The organism is Micromonospora sp. DT201, from assembly GCF_049841575.1.
Lineage (GTDB): Bacteria > Actinomycetota > Actinomycetes > Mycobacteriales > Micromonosporaceae > Micromonospora.
Window position 1 is genome coordinate 320,521 of the sequence record NZ_JBNCKP010000001.1, and the last position, 14,272, is coordinate 334,792.

Genomic DNA, 14,272 nt, shown 5'->3' on the forward strand with positions numbered 1-14,272 from the left:
CCGACTCATTCGTCTAATGACAATAGTTGGGCGAACCCATACGTATCCTTTATGAATGCTGGACATCCTGCGGTTACGGGTGCTCGCGGCGATCGCCGCGCAAGGATCGGTCACCAAGGCCGCCAAGCACCTGAACTACTCCCAGCCCGCCGTCAGCCATCATCTGGCCAGGCTGGAGGCCGAGACCGGGGCCCGGCTCGTCCAGCGGGTCGGCCGGGGCATTCGGCTCACCCCGGAGGGCGAGCACCTCGCCCGCCGCGCCACCGAGATCGTCGGCCGGGTCGACACCGCCGCCGCGGAACTGTCGGCGATGGTGGGCCTGCGCACCGGCCGCGTCCGGGTCGCCGGCTTCCAGTCGGCGCTCGCCGCGCTGGTGCCGCACGCCGCGGGCACCCTGCGCCGCGAGCACCCCGGCATCGAACTGCAGCTGACCGAGGCCCACCCGCGCGTGGCGCTCGACCTGCTGCGGGCCGGGCAGGTCGACGTCGCGGTCGTCTTCCGCTACGACGACACGACCCCGGACGACATCCGCGCCACGCATCTGTTCGACGACCCGATGTACCTGCTCAGCCTCGAACCCGGCCAGACACTGGCCGGCAACCGCGACTCCGCCTGGATCGCGGGCTGCGAGAACTGCCGCCGCGAGTTCCTTGAGGCCTGCGACCAGGCCGGCTTCGTCCCGCCCATCGCCTACACGAGCGACGACATCATCGTCCAGCAGGCATTGGTCGCCGCCGGCATGGGCGTGACCACCATGCCGGGGTTGGCACTGCGTACCCACCACGCGCCCGGAATCGAGGCCAGCATCCTTCGCGACTTCCGGCGGCACGTCTACCTGGCCACCTACGGCGAACCGCCGGATCCACCCGCGACCACGGCCTTCGTCAGCGCACTGCGCTTCGCCGTCGGGCAGACCCAACCAGGCGAGCCCACCCCACCCAGGTAGAGCAGCAAGTCCCGGGCGCGCAGGAGGGCCACTCGGGTCGCTCGTCGCCCGCCGGGTGTCCTGGCCGAACGAGATGATCCTGTTGGCTAGGTCGTACCGTTCGGCGACGCCGTCGAACATCGCGGCGACCACCGAGGGCTGCTTGTCGAGATCCGCCCGAATCATGCGGTCACCGCCGAGGTCGGCGAGGCCGTTACGAGCAGATAGTCGAGCTCCAGCCGGATGCCGTCGCCGTCGGCCACTCCTCGGTCGTTGACGAACGAGCGCAGGTCGGCGCGTAACGCCTCCCACCGGTCCTGTGCCACGAGCCGGTCCCGTTCGGCGACGACGTGCCCGGCGCTGTCGATGAGCAGGTTGGTCGCCGCGTCGACACTGGCGAAGCTCACGTCCAACCGGTGAACGACCGCCGACGTGATCCGCAGATCGGCGGCCGCCAGGACCAATCCGACCAGCTTGTCGTCTCCCCACCGGCTCGGCGGGGCGGCTGCGGCCGGAGGCGGCGGTAGATAGCCGCCCAGAACCTGGCCCATGGCCGGCAGGAGACTGCCCGGCGTCCAGGCAGCCAGCAGGACCCGGCCGGACGGGGCACACACCCGGCTCAACTCTCGCGCCGCCGCATCATGGTCGTTCGCGTAGATCACCCCGAAGACGGACAGGACCACGTCGGCCGAGTCGTCCGGAAGGGGCAGGCGGCTCGCATTGCCGACCTGCCAATCGACGGCCAGGCCGTCATCCGCAGCCCGCAGTCGGGCCAACTCCAACAGCGCCGGCTCCAGATCGATCCCGATCGTACGAGCTCCGCGATGTGCGGCCAGAATCGCCGCGTTGCCCGTACCGGTGCCCACATCGACCACCCGGTCATCCGGCCCTATCGCGGCGGCTTCCACCACCGATTCGGCGACCGGTATCAGCCGCCGTGCCATAGCCGGGTAGTCACCGGCCGCCCAGGTGGTCACGAACGCACCCATCACGCCTCCCTCGTCGCGGAAGGCGCCCTTCGATCCAGTGGTTGCGGGTGAGCGTGGCGGACCCGGTCCGTCGCAGCGCCTCTCACTCCCGGCATCACCGAACGTAGATGGTCGGCATCAGCTCTGGCAACCCCGCCACCCTGTCCGCAGTGGCCGCAGGCGCCGCGCCGGCGTAGGTGGTAGGTGATGGTGGCCGCGCCGAGCGCGATTCCCCAGAGCACCCAGGGCACGCTGGGAAGACGCAGGCCCCACCCGTCGTGGACTTCGGGGTCCCAGAGCATCATCAGCCCGGCCGGGACGAGGACGACGGCGACGACGGACGCGGGAACGATCGCGAGTGCCGGCGGCACCGGTCTCCCGGCCTTGAACCAGATCCACCGCGGGTAGACCTCGCCCCACCGGCTGACCAGGCCGTGCGTAAGCACGCCACCGAGCGCCGAGGCGATGGCGCAGCCCAGCCCGATCCCGAGCATGCCGTTGGTGTCCTGCATCATCGTGAGAAACTCCCGGCTGATGCCCAGAGGGTGGCCGAGATACCAGGCCACTCTGGTGATCTCGTAGGGCAGTGGCGCCAGGCAGGCGATCACGACGGCCCAACGCCCCCACCTCAGCAGTGTCCGCTGGGACGGTCCGTCGCCGGTCGGTCCGTGACGACGGCCGCAGTGCTGACATGCCGCACGCCTGCTTCGCTGGTACGCCAGCGTGGACACGGCCCACAGCAGACCGCCGACGAACAGGATGATCAGGTTGTTGCGGTGCCAGTACAGGATGTCACCGATGCCGTCCTGAGGGCCGGGCACCCCGGTGAAGGCGAACACCAGCAGCACCGGGGCGAACGCCAGCAGGGCGATGAGGGTGTAGTCGGGGATGATCATGGTGAGGCTGGCCGCCACGATCCAGCCGAACGCGATCATCATCGCCGACAGACGGCGAGAACCAGCGCCCCGAGCCATTGCCAGCGCGACACCAGTACCGAGTAGGCCGAGCGCCGCCATGAGCGGCGCGCCCACCCCGACCGGGACACCCTCCAGAATCGAGCCCGACTTGTGGTCGTCGTCGATCGGCGCGAACGGGAACCCGTCACCGCCGGCCGTCCAGTACACGCCGAGCATGGCGTACGCCAATGACCAGCCGGCCGCCGCGTACCCCGACCATGCCGGCCAGCGCTGCCACCACCTGATCCCGCTCTTGACCCCTGGAGACATGTCACTCCCTGCGAGAGCGCGGCGTCCGATCGCCGCTGCCTCACCAGCCTTGGCGAAGTCGGGCGTGCGCCACCATCTGCCAGCGAGGCGAGATGGAACACGACTGCCTTGTAGTCCTACGCCGATCGGCATACGACGATGCCCTTCTAGGATCAGGTGATGATGCGACGGCACCTCGGCCGAATCAGCATGGCGGCCAGCGCTTGCACGCTGGGCGTGACGTTCGTGGGCGACCTCAGCGGCCCGCCGTACCCGTTCGTCCTGGTCATGGCCGCTCTCGCGGTGCTGTTGGCCATCGCGGTGCGGTGGGGACCGCACCGGCACATCGCTCCTGCTGCCGGGCTCGCCGGGCTGGCGATGGCTCTGGTCCTCTGGTCGATCACCGACGGCATGGCCACGGCGGACCGCATCGGCGCGGCAGTGGTCTGGACGGCGCCGACACTTGTCGCGGTCGTCGCCGGAGGCTACCCACGGCTGATGCTGCACCGGCGGGCGCTGGCCGTCGAGCAGGCCCAGCGTGCTCAGCGCCTGCAGATGGCGCGTGACCTGCACGATTTCGTTGCCCACGACATCAGCGGGATCGTGGCGCAGGCCCAGGCCGCCCGCTTCGTCGCTGCCAGCCAGCCGGAGGTGGCCGGTCCGGCGCTGGAGCGTATCGAGGCTGCGGGTCTGGCGGCGCTGGCCACGATGGATCGGGTGGTCGGCATGCTGCACGAGAGCGATGCCGGCACTGTGCAGCCGCTGCCCACACTGGACGACCTGCCGGGCCTGGTGGACCGGTTCCGCGCCGCGGGTCACCTCGACGCGCACCTCGTCCAGGATCTCGGGACAGGTGAGGTGTCACGCGACAGCGCCGCCGTGGCGTACCGGATCGTGGTCGAGTCCCTGACCAACGTCCGGCGCCACGCGCCGACGTCGACCCGGATCGACGTGTCAGTCACCGGCGATGCCGCCGGCATCACGGTGCGGGTCCACAACGAGACGGCGCTGCCGCCACCCCGGCAGCGGCGGGACGGGCACGGCGGGAGGGGCCTTGCCGGCCTACGGGAGCAGGTTGCCGCAGGTGGCGGCACTCTGTCGGCCGGCCCGTCTGAGCGCGGCTGGGAAGTCGTCGCCGTCATTCCGGCGGTCGCGGCATGAACAGCACCCGCGTCCTGCTCGCCGACGACCAGCCGGACGTGCGTAGCGGCTTCCGCCTCGTCCTGGACTCCCAGCCGGACATCACGGTGATCGGCGAGGCCACCAACGGGACCGCGGCCCTGGCCCTGGCGAGCAGGCTGCGGCCAGACGTCGTGCTCACCGACATCCGGATGCCCGGCATCGACGGACTGGAACTGACCCGGCTGCTCACCGCCGCGGGCATGCGGGTGGTCGTGGTCACCACCTTCGACCTCGACGAGTACGTGGACGCCGCACTGCGCAACGGCGCCTGCGGTTTCCTGCTCAAACGATCAGGGCCCACGCTTCTGGTGGAGGGAGTCCGTGCGGCGATGGCTGGTGACGCCCTGATCAGCCCTCAGGTCACCATCCGGCTGCTGCGCGCGGTGACCAGGGCCGACCAACCCCCGGTGCCCAACCCCCTGACACACCGCGAGATCGACATCGTACGGCTTGTTGCTCAGGGCCTGACCAACGCGCAGATCGGGGCCGAGCTGTTCATCTCCGCGGGCACCGCCAAGACCCACATCGCGAACATCCAGGCGAAGCTGGGGCTCAACAACCGGGTGGGCATTGCCGCCTGGGCATGGCGGGCTCGTCTGGCCGATCCGCAAGCCGGATAGATCGTCATCCACGCAGCGGGGGAGTGACCTATTCGGGTGACGTGTCGTAGCGGTCGAGCGTCTCTTTGGACGTGGAAGCATCCCGGAAGGTCAGCTTCCACGGGCCTGTGTTGACGTCCATGTCCCTGCCGAACCCGACCCATTTGCCGGCCATCCGTCGGCCGGTGGGCTCCACGAGCAGCTGGATCGCGCCGTGGTACCGGGCTCCCCAGTAGTAGCCGGTGGGATCGGTCTGCTCCACCCAGGTACCGGTGACCACGGCATCGTCCACGGTGAGATCCATCGAAAGCGACGATGCCGCCGAGCCCGGCAGGCTACGCACGGTCAGGCGGTCGCCGTGCTGGAGGATGACCACGAGGTGCTGTCCGGCGAATGATTCGCCCCGGCCACTGGAGTGGTATTGGTAGCGGCTGAGCCACACGCCCTCGTGCGACCCCCGGACTTCGAGTGGCCTGGGCGTCGGGGTGGCCAGGCTGGACATGGGGGAGGTCAGGTCGGCGCGGACGAAGTCATTCTGGCTCATGCGCAACCCGGTGCGGACCGCGCGCTCGGCGGTGTTCGGGGCGCCCATGTTCGCTACGCTAGCGTCGCGTTACCATGGTGTCACTGTGGGTGTGTCGCGCATCTTTCGATCGCCAAGCGAACGCGAGCGTCCAATCAGCACGGAACCCCGATCGTTTGAGTACTTTCTGTAGCAGTGGTCCTTCGGCCCAGTATTCGATTCGTCCTGGCCGCCACCTGGGAGCGCCGCCGTGTCCCATGTCGATCCGCGTTTCGGTGCACACCTGCGCGCGCTGCGAACCAGCCAGGGGCTGTCTCTGCGTGCGCTCGGTCAACTTGCTCATCGGGGCAAGAGTCACCTGCACGATCTGGAGACCGGGGCGAAGGCCCCCACCCCGGCAACGGCTCAGCACCTCGACGAGGTGCTGCGAGCCGGCGGGACACTCGCCCGTCTGGTGGACGAGCCCGTCGACCACGACACGGAGGCTGGGGAGTTGCTGGCCCGGGTGCGGGTCAGCGATGTCAGCGCCGAGACGCTCGCTCGGATCGAGGCGGGTGTGGACGACCTGGCGAGCGCCTACGCGCTCGTGCGACCGGTTGATCTGCTGCCGCTGGTGCGTCGCCAGTTGGCGTATGTGGGGCGGCTGCTCGACGGTCGTGGGACGTTGACGCAGCGCCGACGGCTCGTCGTTGCCGGTGGTTGGCTGACGGTGCTGCGGGCGACGGTGCACATTGATCTGCTGCAACAGCCCGCAGCAGGTGCTCATCTGCGCACGGCCATGGCCCTTGCCGAGCAGGCTGAGCATCCGGAGATCCAGGGATGGTGTCTGGAGACGCAGGCGTGGGAGTGGCTCACCCAGGGCGACTACCGGCGGGCGATGGACCTTTCGCGGCAGGCGCAGCGGGTGGCGCCTCGGGGTAGTTCGGCGTACATCCAGGCGACCGCCCAGGAGGCGCGAGTATGGGCGCGGTTGGCTGACGTGCGGCGGACGCGTGATGCGCTGGATCGTCTGGAGCGGTTGACCGCGAACTTGCCAGTGCCGGAGCGGGCCGAGCACCACTACCGGTACGACCCGACGAAGGCGTTGGCGTACACGGCGACCACGCTGTCGTGGGCGGGTGACCCGGCCGCCGAGCAGGTGGCCCGGACCGCTTTGGCGGAATTGGACCCGCGCGGCGATGGTGGTGAGCGGCCGCGGCGCTCTGCTTCCGCCCGCCTGGATCTCGCGATGGCACTGTTGGCCGCCGACAAGCCGGACGAGGCCAGCGTCGTCGCCGCCGACGCGGTCCGGTCGGGGCGAGTGGTGTCCTCGAACTGGTGGCGGGCGCGGGAGGTGCTTCGACAGGTCCGGCACACCGGGACAGCGGAAGCGGCAACATTCCGCGAGGTGTACGAGGCGTACCGGCCAGCGACTCGATAGCGGACGACACGCGCGACCAGCGGACACGCGCGAGCTTTCTGTCACCGCCTGTTCACCAGATGCTGTGAGTGAGGGCGGGATCAGTACGAACAGGTCGCCAAACGAGACCGCCTGCCCCGGCCAGCGGAGGTGGGAATGAGCGGCAAGGACGACACCGGTGTGCCCAGCACGGGCGAGCAGATCGACGCCGCCGAACGGGAAGAAGCCAAACGCCGGTTGCTCGCGCAGGCCGAGGCGGAACGGATACCCGTGCAGGAGACGACTCGGGCGGTGCCGGATCGGCGGTGGCGTGGTGAGCCGTGATCCGGTGCCGATCGGTCGGCGGGTGGCGTACCTGCGGGTGCGGCGGAGGTTGTCGCAGCAGTCGTTCGCGGACCGGTTGGGGAAGTCGAAGAGCTGGGTGGACAAGGTCGAGCGCGGGGCCCGCTCCTTGGAGCGGGTGTCGACCATCCGGGAGATCGCGGCGGTGTTGCGGGTCGATGCCGCTGCTCTGCTCGGTCGTGACGTCCAGTCCGCTGAGGTGGCCGAGCGTCGCGAGGGCGTCGCGCGGATTCGGGCGGCGCTGTCGGCGTACCCAATGGCTTTTGGTCGCCCGACGGGCCGGGACGTGATGTCGCCCGATCGGTTGGCTCGTGAGGTGCGGCATGTGTGGATGACCTACCAGCACGCCCGGTATCCGCGTCTGGTCGAGCTGCTACCCACGTTGGTGACCGAGGTTCACCGCGCCCATGCGCAGGACCCGGAGGTCGGGCGGGCTGCGGTGGTGGAGGTGTACCGGGTGACGGCGGCGCTCCTGATCAAGCTGGGGGAGGGGAGCCTCGCCTGGTTGGCCGCTGACCGGACCACCACCGGACGGCGTTCGGGCCGACGGCCGTCGAGCTGGCGCGGGTCGCCGCCGCCGTGGAGCTGGGCGACGGGCCGCAGGCGGTCGCCAGGCACGAGAAGGCGATCGGGCGAGACGGGTGGCGGTGGCTACCGGTCGAGCATCGCGCCGCGCACCTGATCGACGTGGCGCGCGCCTACCTTCAGACGGACGACCCCGCCAACGCGTCCGGGGTCCTGTTGCGGGCCGGCAGCATCGCGCCCGCCGAGATCCGCCACCGGCCAGCCGTCCGAGACGTGGTCGCCCAGGCCGCTCGTTACCCGAACGCCCCAGCCACGATCACCCGACTCGCCATCAACCTTGGGGTGCTGTGAGCATGACGGCCTACCTCAGAGGTGGAGCAGCCGCTTGCCCGATCCTCCGACCCCGCCGGGCGACTGCGGCGAAGTCGGAGGATCGGGCGATCAGGGGACGATCACCACGCCGCCGCGTACGCCGCCTCGGGCCAGCCGCTCGTGGGCGGCCGCCGCGTCGGCGAAGGGGTACACGCCAGCGACCCGGAGTGGGATGTCGCCGCTGGTGACGAGTTTGACCAATTCGCCCAGCCGGGAGCCGTCCGGTTGCACCTCGAGCGCGAAGGTCCGGATTCCCCGCACCGGCTCCGGGCGAAGCGGGGGTGACGCGGCCACGTAGCCGCCGCCGTCGCGGACGAGGTCCAGCAGCGAGGCGCCGATCACCGCCAGGTCGATGACCGCGTCGAACGTCCCCGTCGGATCGTCGGCGCGCGACAGGAACGCCGCGCCCAGCGACTCGACGAACTCGCGGTCGTCGGCCCCGGCGAGCCCTGTGGCATGCAGGCCGGCCGCCCGGGCCAGGGCCAGAACGAACCCACCGACCTGCCCGGCGGCACCGGTGACGAGCACTGTCGAATCCGCCGGGAGCGCGAGCAGGTCAAGGGCCTGGGCAGCGGCGAGGCCATTGGTCGGCAGCGTCGCCGATTCGGTGGCGGGGACGCCGGTGGGCGCGGAGGTCAGCCCGGCGGCGTCGAGGACCACGTACTCCGCGTGGGCGCCGGCCGTGGTCTGTAGCCACGGCGAGAAGCCGATGACCTCGTCGCCGATCGTGAACTCCTCGACCGCTGGACCGACCGCGTCGACGCTGCCGGCGACGTCCCAGCCGGGCGTGTAGGGCAGACCGGTCGGCAGCGGAGCCGGGAACCGACCGGAGCGGACCATCAGGTCGACCGGATGTACGACTGACGCGGCCACCCGCACCCGGACCTGCCCCGGCCCGGGCTCGGGCACCGGCACGTCGGCCACGTGCAGGACCTCCGGCCCTCCGAACTCTGCATAGCTGACTGCGCGCATCGCCGTCTCCTTCGTGGGATTTCGTGATCACCACGACCGTACGAATCATCGGCACTGTGAGAAAGTAGGTACCCTAAAGTGCCTAGGGCACCAGAGGAGGCGACACATGGCGACGACGACTGCCGCACAACGCCGCGAACAGGCCAAACGCGACTACGACGCATTCCTGGAAGGTTGCCCGACCCGTGAGCTGCTGACCAGGCTCACCGACAAGTGGGTCGCCCTGGTGATCCCAGCGCTCGCCAGCGGCCCGCAGCGGCACGGCGAGCTCGCCCGCCGCATCGCCGGCGTCAGCCAGAAGATGCTCACCCAGACCCTGCGCACGTTGGAGCGCGACGGCCTGGTCACCCGCACGGTCACCGCCTCCGTGCCGGTCCGGGTCGACTACGCGCTCACCCCGCTCGGCCACGAGCTGTTCCCGGTCATGGTCGCGATCAAGAACTGGGCGGAGACACACATGGATCGCGTCTTCGAAGCCCGGGTCCAATACGACGCCCGCCCCTGAATACAGCAACGTATTTCGCAAGAACGGGACGTCGTCATGGTCGCCCGGATCGATACGATGTGGCGGTGGGCATCGACACGCTTCGCCGCCGGCCACTGGACCGTCTCGCCGAACTACCGTGGGCCCTCTGGTTTGGCTTTCACGTGCTGCTCTACCTGGGTGTGTGGGCGGTGGGGTTTGTCGTCTACGCCCTCATGGACCCGCCCCGGGGCACGGCATTCGCCGAAGACCTGCTGTTGATAATCATCGGGATCATGTTTCTCGCCCCGCTGTGGGCGCTGCTGAGCATCGCGGCCACCGTGTGTCTCGGGGTGCTGCGTCTGCTGTCCGACGTTCGTTGGTACTGGTTCAGGTTGGCCGCGATCCTGCTCTTCGCCGCGCCTTTTCCGCTGTTCGTGCTCAGCACCTATGGCCTACAGAAGGCTCTCCCCGTAGCTGGTGCCCAGTTGGTGACGGCACTGCTCATCGTCCAACCCCGGCAGAATCCAGGCGGATGGGCCAACCGGAGTCCCGCCATGGATGACCATCGCCGCTAGCGGATCGGGTCGCACCCCGCGTTATCGAATGCTGCTTACCGCAGATGGGTACGGAGGAAGTCCAGCTCCAGCGGGAGCAGCCGCTCGGCAGTGCCGTTCGCGGCCAGGTGCGTGGCACCGGTCAGCGGCAGCACGGCGTGCGGGCGGCCGGTGCTCAATAGGGCCGCGGAGAGCCGGAGCGTGTGTGCGGCCACCACGTTGTCGTCGACCAGACCGTGCACCAGCAGCAACGGGCGAGCCTGGTCCGGGCCGGTGACCGGCTCGGCGGCCAACTCGACAAGCGAATGGTGCGCGTAGACGTCCATGCCGTCCTCCGGCAACCCCAGATAACGCTCGGTGTACGCGGTGTCGTACAGCGCCCAGTCGGTCACCGGAGCGCCCGCGATCCCGCACCGGAACAGCTCCGGGTGACGCAGCACCGCCAACCCGGCCAGCCACCCCCCGAACGACCAGCCGCGCACCCCCACCCGACCCAGGTCCAGGTCGGGGTGCTTGCCGGCGAGCGCGGTCAGGGCGTCGATCTGGTCGGTCAGGATCACGTCGGCCATCCGTCGGTGGATCGCCTTCTCGAACGACGGGGCCACGCCCGGCGTACCCCGGTTGTCGATGGTGACCACCGCGAACCCGGCGTCGGCCCACCACTGTCGCTCCAGCCAGGCAGCCCGGGCCGCCACCACCTCCTGGTGCCCCGGCCCGCCGTAGATGTCCAACAGCACCGGCAGCCGCCGGCCCGTGACGTGGTTGTCGGGGTAGAGCACCGCCGCCGGCAGCCGCCGATCGGTCACCCGTTCCAGCAGCGGCAGCGGCGAGTAGGGCGGGGTGGCCGCGAAGGACCGCAGCTCGGCGACCTCCTGATCGCCGCGATGGATCGTCCACCGCACCCCGGCGTGGTCCAGCGACGCGACCCCGACGGCCAGCACGTCACCGCCTACGGCGGCGGTGTGCCAACCAGAGTCGGTGGTGATCCGACGCGCGTCCACGCCACCGCCGATGGTGGTGCGGACCCGGAACAGGTGCCGCTCACTCGGCTCGCCGTCGCTCGCCTCCACCAACAGGTCGGCCGGACCGCTGACGGCCGGCAGCCGACCCACCACCCGCCGCACGTACAGCGACGGTGGGGTGAGCAGGGTGCCGTCGGCGAAGAGGCACCGTGCGTCGTACCCGTCGTGTGCCAACTCCCCGCCGACCAGCACCCGACCGTCGGGCAGGTGCGCCGGAGTGCCGGCGATCGGCTCGACCCAACGCGGATCCGCCAGCTCAGCGTGCACTTGCGTCTCACCCGTGCGTGGGTCCACCGCCAGCACCAGCCCGTGCTGCTGCGAGCGGCGCAGCACGGTGATCAGCGGGCTGCCCTCGACCCAGGTGACCGCGGTCAGGTACGGGTAGGTTTCCCGGTCCCAGTGCACGTCGACCCAGCCGTCGTCAAGATCCAGCAGGTGCAGGCTGACCTCCGCATTGGGCCCACCAGCCCTGGGGTACGCGACGGCGGTCGGCGGGCTGGCCGGCTCGGCCGGGTCGTGCAGGTGCCAGCGCTCCAGGCGGGACTCGTCGACCCGGGCGGCGAGCACCATGCGGCCGTCCGGCGCCCACCAGTAGCCTCGGAACCGGCCGAACTCCTCAGCCGCGATGTGCTCGGCCAACCCCCAGCTCACCCCGGCGTCCTCGCCGGCCAGCAGGCTGTCGGTGCCCTCAGCGTCGATCACCCGCAGCTCGCCCCGCCGCACACCCTCGGCCGCGTCGGTCACGTACGCCAGTCGCTGCCCGGTCGGGTCCGGACGTGGGTCCAGCACCGGGCCGACAGCGGCCACCTCCACCACGTCGCCGTGCACCAGATCGGCCCGGAACAACCGCCCGGCCAGCGCGAACACCGCGATCCGACCGGCGGCGTCCAGCGCGTACGAGCCGATGCCGGCTGCGCTGAGCCGCAGCCGCTCGCGCAGCGCGCGTTCGCCGGGGGAGAGTGACCTGACGTCCCCGCCTTCGCCCAGCAGGGTTGCCGGATCGGCGACCAGACGCTCCTCGGCGGTGGCCACGTCCAGCAGCCAGAGCGCGTCCGCCGGATCCTCCGGGCCGGCCGAGCGCAGGAAGATCACCCGGGTGCCGTCCTCAGCCACGGAGACAGCGCGTGGCGCGCCGTGGCTGAACCGGCGGGTGCGGGCGGCCAGCTCCGGAAAGTCCACAGGCCAAATCGTAGAGCGGTACGGGAGGTGATGTGGCCGACCTGGGCGGACGCGTCAGCGCCAGCCGGCCCTAACCGCCAGTTAGAGTGACCGTCGTGACGATGCTGCCCGACCGCCGCCTGCTGCTGGTCCACGCGCACCCCGACGACGAGTCGATCGGCACCGGCTCGACGATGGCCCACTACGCCGCGGACGGCGCGCACGTCACGCTTGTGACCTGCACCCTCGGCGAGGAGGGCGAGATCCACGAACCCGCGCTGGCCCAGCTCGCCGCCGCCGAGGCCGACCAGCTCGGCGGGTACCGGATCGGCGAGTTGGCCGCCGCGTGCGCGGCGCTTGGCGTCAGCGACCACCGCTTCCTCGGCGGCGCCGGCCGCTACCGCGACTCGGGGATGATGGGGCTCGCGACCAACGAGCACCCCCGCGCCTTCTGGCAGGCCGACCTCGACGAGGCCGCCGGGCACCTGGTGGAGATCATGCGGGAGGTCCGCCCGCAGGTCTTGATCACGTACGACCCGAACGGCTTCTACGGCCACCCCGACCACATCCAGGCACACCGGGTGGCGATGCGCGCTGTCGAGTTGGCCGCCGCCGAGGGCTGCGCCCCGCTGAAGGTCTACTGGACGGCCATGCCGCTGAGCGTGTTGGAGGCCGGCATGACGCACTTCGCCGAGTCCTCCGACAACCCGTTCGGCGGCATCAAGGACGTTGCCGACCTGCCCTTCGGCACCCCGGATGCCCAGATCGCCGCCCGCATCGACGGCACCGACCACCACACGGCCAAGGAGGCCGCGATGCGAGCGCACGCCACCCAGATCCCGGCCACCTCCTGGCTCTACTCGATCGCCGGCAACTTCGGCGGCGAGTTCATGGGCGTGGAGTTCTTCACCCTCGCGATCGGCGAGAAGGGCCCGGGTGCCGGACCGTACGGCTGGGAGGACGACCTCTTCGCCGGGCTCCCCGAGGAAACCGCCACGGACCGGTCCCCGGTCGCGGCGGCCGGTCTCCGGTGACTCTGCCCGCCGCACCGATGACGCTCTTGGACGACCAGAACGCCCCGCCCCCGGCGGGGCCGCCACCGCGACTGCTGGACCTGGGCCTGCGGGTGGCCGGCGCGATCGTCGTGGTGGTCGCCGGAGTGCTGACCGGGGTGCTGGAGTTGTTGCTTGCCACGGTCCGCGTCGGCGGGCAACTGATCGGCGTGTCGGCACTCCTCGCCGTCGGTGCCAACATCGCGCTGAGCTGGTTCGCGTACGAGGTGGTCGGCCGCAGGTGGGCGGTGGCACTGCCTGCGGTGCCATGGTTCGCGCTGATGGCGGTGGCCGCCATCAGGACCAGCGAGGGCGACCTGTTGCTGGCCGGCGACAACTGGGTCGGCCTGGCCATGATCGTGGCCGGCGCGATGACCTTCGCGGTGATGGGCTTCCGGCAGGTCCTCGCCCCGCCGCCCACGCTCGGGCTGATGACGCCACACAGGTAGGGGTGGTAGATATTCCAGCCAGGGATACGAGCCCCGCGACGGGGCGTACGGCAGGAGGTCCTGGGATGGACAGACGGTGGCGTGATGTCGGGGTGCTCGTGGCGGCACTGTTCGTGGTCAACGTGGTCGCCCGGCTGATCATCCGGTTCGGCTTCGAGGGTGACGACACGGCCGCCGGCCGGGTGTCGTTGGCGATGTTCGCGGTGATCGGGCTGATCCTGGCCGTGGTCGCCTTCCGCTGGGGTCGTCTCCGTCCCTTGGCGGACTGGGCGGCCGACATGGCCCTCGTGGTGGGAGTGGCGATGGCGCTGACCCTGCTGGTCGGGCCCCTGCTGGTCGCTTACAACCCGTTCGCTGACGGTGCGGCGACGTTTCTCGCCCAGATCGGGTTCTACCTGCTCGCCGCCGGTGCAGGGGTGCTGATCGGCTACCTGGTGCTCACCGCGCTCGGGCGTGACTACCGTTCCTGGCAGCTCAAGCGGTACGCCGAGGTCAAGGCCGCCAAGCCGCGCCGCGTCGTCCGCCGCTGACCCGGCCGTTACCCAAGGACGCGCGGCGC

At 70.4% G+C, this 14,272-nt stretch carries 17 protein-coding genes and 1 pseudogene; 12 read left to right on the forward strand and 6 right to left on the reverse strand.

Going from position 1 to position 14,272, the window contains the following annotated elements:
• The first annotated feature begins 55 nt into the window (after positions 1-55).
• Complete coding sequence (locus ACLQ28_RS01605; protein WP_425684395.1) at positions 56-946, forward strand: LysR family transcriptional regulator; 891 nt, start codon at positions 56-58, stop codon at positions 944-946.
• On the opposite strand, the pseudogene ACLQ28_RS01610 reads toward ACLQ28_RS01605, so the two are convergent.
• From ACLQ28_RS01610 to ACLQ28_RS01620, 3 genes and pseudogenes are all read right to left on the reverse strand, one after another.
• A pseudogene (locus ACLQ28_RS01610) lies at positions 937-1,111 on the reverse strand (bifunctional demethylmenaquinone methyltransferase/2-methoxy-6-polyprenyl-1,4-benzoquinol methylase); the annotation flags it as partial. The gene ACLQ28_RS01605 and the pseudogene ACLQ28_RS01610 overlap by 10 nt on opposite strands.
• Positions 1,108-1,914, reverse strand: a complete 807-nt coding sequence (locus tag ACLQ28_RS01615) for a class I SAM-dependent methyltransferase (protein ID WP_425684396.1) — start codon at positions 1,912-1,914, stop codon at positions 1,108-1,110. The gene ACLQ28_RS01615 and the pseudogene ACLQ28_RS01610, both read right to left, overlap by 4 nt.
• A complete protein-coding gene (locus ACLQ28_RS01620; protein ID WP_425684397.1) occupies positions 1,914-3,119 on the reverse strand; it encodes an NYN domain-containing protein in 1,206 nt (401 codons plus the stop codon). The genes ACLQ28_RS01615 and ACLQ28_RS01620 overlap by 1 nt, the downstream gene beginning before the upstream one ends.
• Positions 3,120-3,278: 159 nt before the next feature.
• Here ACLQ28_RS01620 and ACLQ28_RS01625 point away from each other — a divergent pair, with 159 nt between their 5' ends.
• Both ACLQ28_RS01625 and ACLQ28_RS01630 read left to right on the forward strand, forming a co-directional pair.
• On the forward strand, positions 3,279-4,259 hold the full coding sequence (locus ACLQ28_RS01625) for a sensor histidine kinase (RefSeq protein ID WP_425684398.1): 981 nt from the start codon (positions 3,279-3,281) through the stop codon (positions 4,257-4,259).
• Positions 4,256-4,900, forward strand: a complete 645-nt coding sequence (locus ACLQ28_RS01630; protein ID WP_425684399.1) for a response regulator — start codon at positions 4,256-4,258, stop codon at positions 4,898-4,900. Before ACLQ28_RS01625 ends, ACLQ28_RS01630 begins: the two co-directional genes overlap by 4 nt.
• Before the next feature lie 28 nt (positions 4,901-4,928).
• Here ACLQ28_RS01630 and ACLQ28_RS01635 read toward each other — a convergent pair whose 3' ends face one another.
• Positions 4,929-5,471: a hypothetical protein gene (locus tag ACLQ28_RS01635; protein ID WP_425684400.1), complete on the reverse strand. Its 543-nt coding sequence runs from the start codon at positions 5,469-5,471 to the stop codon at positions 4,929-4,931.
• 181 nt (positions 5,472-5,652) lie between these two features.
• Between ACLQ28_RS01635 and ACLQ28_RS01640 the strand changes: the two genes are divergently transcribed.
• From ACLQ28_RS01640 to ACLQ28_RS01655, 4 genes are all read left to right on the forward strand, one after another.
• The gene (locus tag ACLQ28_RS01640) at positions 5,653-6,822 is read left to right on the forward strand and encodes a helix-turn-helix domain-containing protein (protein WP_425684401.1); all 1,170 of its coding nucleotides are present in this window, start codon (positions 5,653-5,655) and stop codon (positions 6,820-6,822) included.
• 135 nt (positions 6,823-6,957) lie between these two features.
• The gene (locus tag ACLQ28_RS01645) at positions 6,958-7,125 is read left to right on the forward strand and encodes a hypothetical protein (protein ID WP_425684402.1); all 168 of its coding nucleotides are present in this window, start codon (positions 6,958-6,960) and stop codon (positions 7,123-7,125) included.
• Positions 7,115-7,825 carry a helix-turn-helix domain-containing protein gene (locus tag ACLQ28_RS01650; protein WP_425684403.1) on the forward strand — a complete coding sequence of 237 codons (711 nt, stop codon included), beginning with the start codon at positions 7,115-7,117 and terminating at the stop codon, positions 7,823-7,825. Before ACLQ28_RS01645 ends, ACLQ28_RS01650 begins: the two co-directional genes overlap by 11 nt.
• Before the next feature lie 5 nt (positions 7,826-7,830).
• Positions 7,831-8,019 carry a hypothetical protein gene (locus ACLQ28_RS01655; protein ID WP_425684404.1) on the forward strand — a complete coding sequence of 63 codons (189 nt, stop codon included), beginning with the start codon at positions 7,831-7,833 and terminating at the stop codon, positions 8,017-8,019.
• 90 nt (positions 8,020-8,109) lie between these two features.
• Here ACLQ28_RS01655 and ACLQ28_RS01660 read toward each other — a convergent pair whose 3' ends face one another.
• Entirely contained in the window at positions 8,110-9,012 is a 903-nt protein-coding gene (locus tag ACLQ28_RS01660) for an NADP-dependent oxidoreductase (RefSeq protein WP_425684405.1), read from the reverse strand.
• A gap of 106 nt (positions 9,013-9,118) precedes the next feature.
• Between ACLQ28_RS01660 and ACLQ28_RS01665 the strand changes: the two genes are divergently transcribed.
• Positions 9,119-9,517, forward strand: coding sequence for a winged helix-turn-helix transcriptional regulator (locus ACLQ28_RS01665; protein ID WP_425684406.1), 399 nt, complete (start codon positions 9,119-9,121; stop codon positions 9,515-9,517).
• 65 nt (positions 9,518-9,582) lie between these two features.
• Positions 9,583-10,053, forward strand: coding sequence for a hypothetical protein (locus tag ACLQ28_RS01670; RefSeq protein ID WP_425684407.1), 471 nt, complete (start codon positions 9,583-9,585; stop codon positions 10,051-10,053).
• A gap of 35 nt (positions 10,054-10,088) precedes the next feature.
• On the opposite strand, the gene ACLQ28_RS01675 is transcribed toward ACLQ28_RS01670, so the two are convergent.
• Positions 10,089-12,233 (reverse strand): prolyl oligopeptidase family serine peptidase, encoded by a 2,145-nt coding sequence (locus tag ACLQ28_RS01675; RefSeq protein ID WP_425684408.1) that lies wholly within the window; start codon positions 12,231-12,233, stop codon positions 10,089-10,091.
• Between the two features lie 86 nt (positions 12,234-12,319).
• Between ACLQ28_RS01675 and mshB the strand changes: the two genes are divergently transcribed.
• The 3 genes from mshB (at position 12,320) to ACLQ28_RS01690 (ending at position 14,243) form a co-directional block, all read left to right on the forward strand.
• Positions 12,320-13,246, forward strand: coding sequence for an N-acetyl-1-D-myo-inositol-2-amino-2-deoxy-alpha-D-glucopyranoside deacetylase (mshB, locus tag ACLQ28_RS01680; RefSeq protein ID WP_425684409.1), 927 nt, complete (start codon positions 12,320-12,322; stop codon positions 13,244-13,246).
• A 17-nt stretch (positions 13,247-13,263) separates the two neighbouring features.
• The gene (locus tag ACLQ28_RS01685) at positions 13,264-13,713 is read left to right on the forward strand and encodes a hypothetical protein (protein ID WP_425684410.1); all 450 of its coding nucleotides are present in this window, start codon (positions 13,264-13,266) and stop codon (positions 13,711-13,713) included.
• 65 nt (positions 13,714-13,778) lie between these two features.
• Complete coding sequence (locus ACLQ28_RS01690) at positions 13,779-14,243, forward strand: hypothetical protein (RefSeq protein WP_425684411.1); 465 nt, start codon at positions 13,779-13,781, stop codon at positions 14,241-14,243.
• Positions 14,244-14,272: the final 29 nt, after the last annotated feature.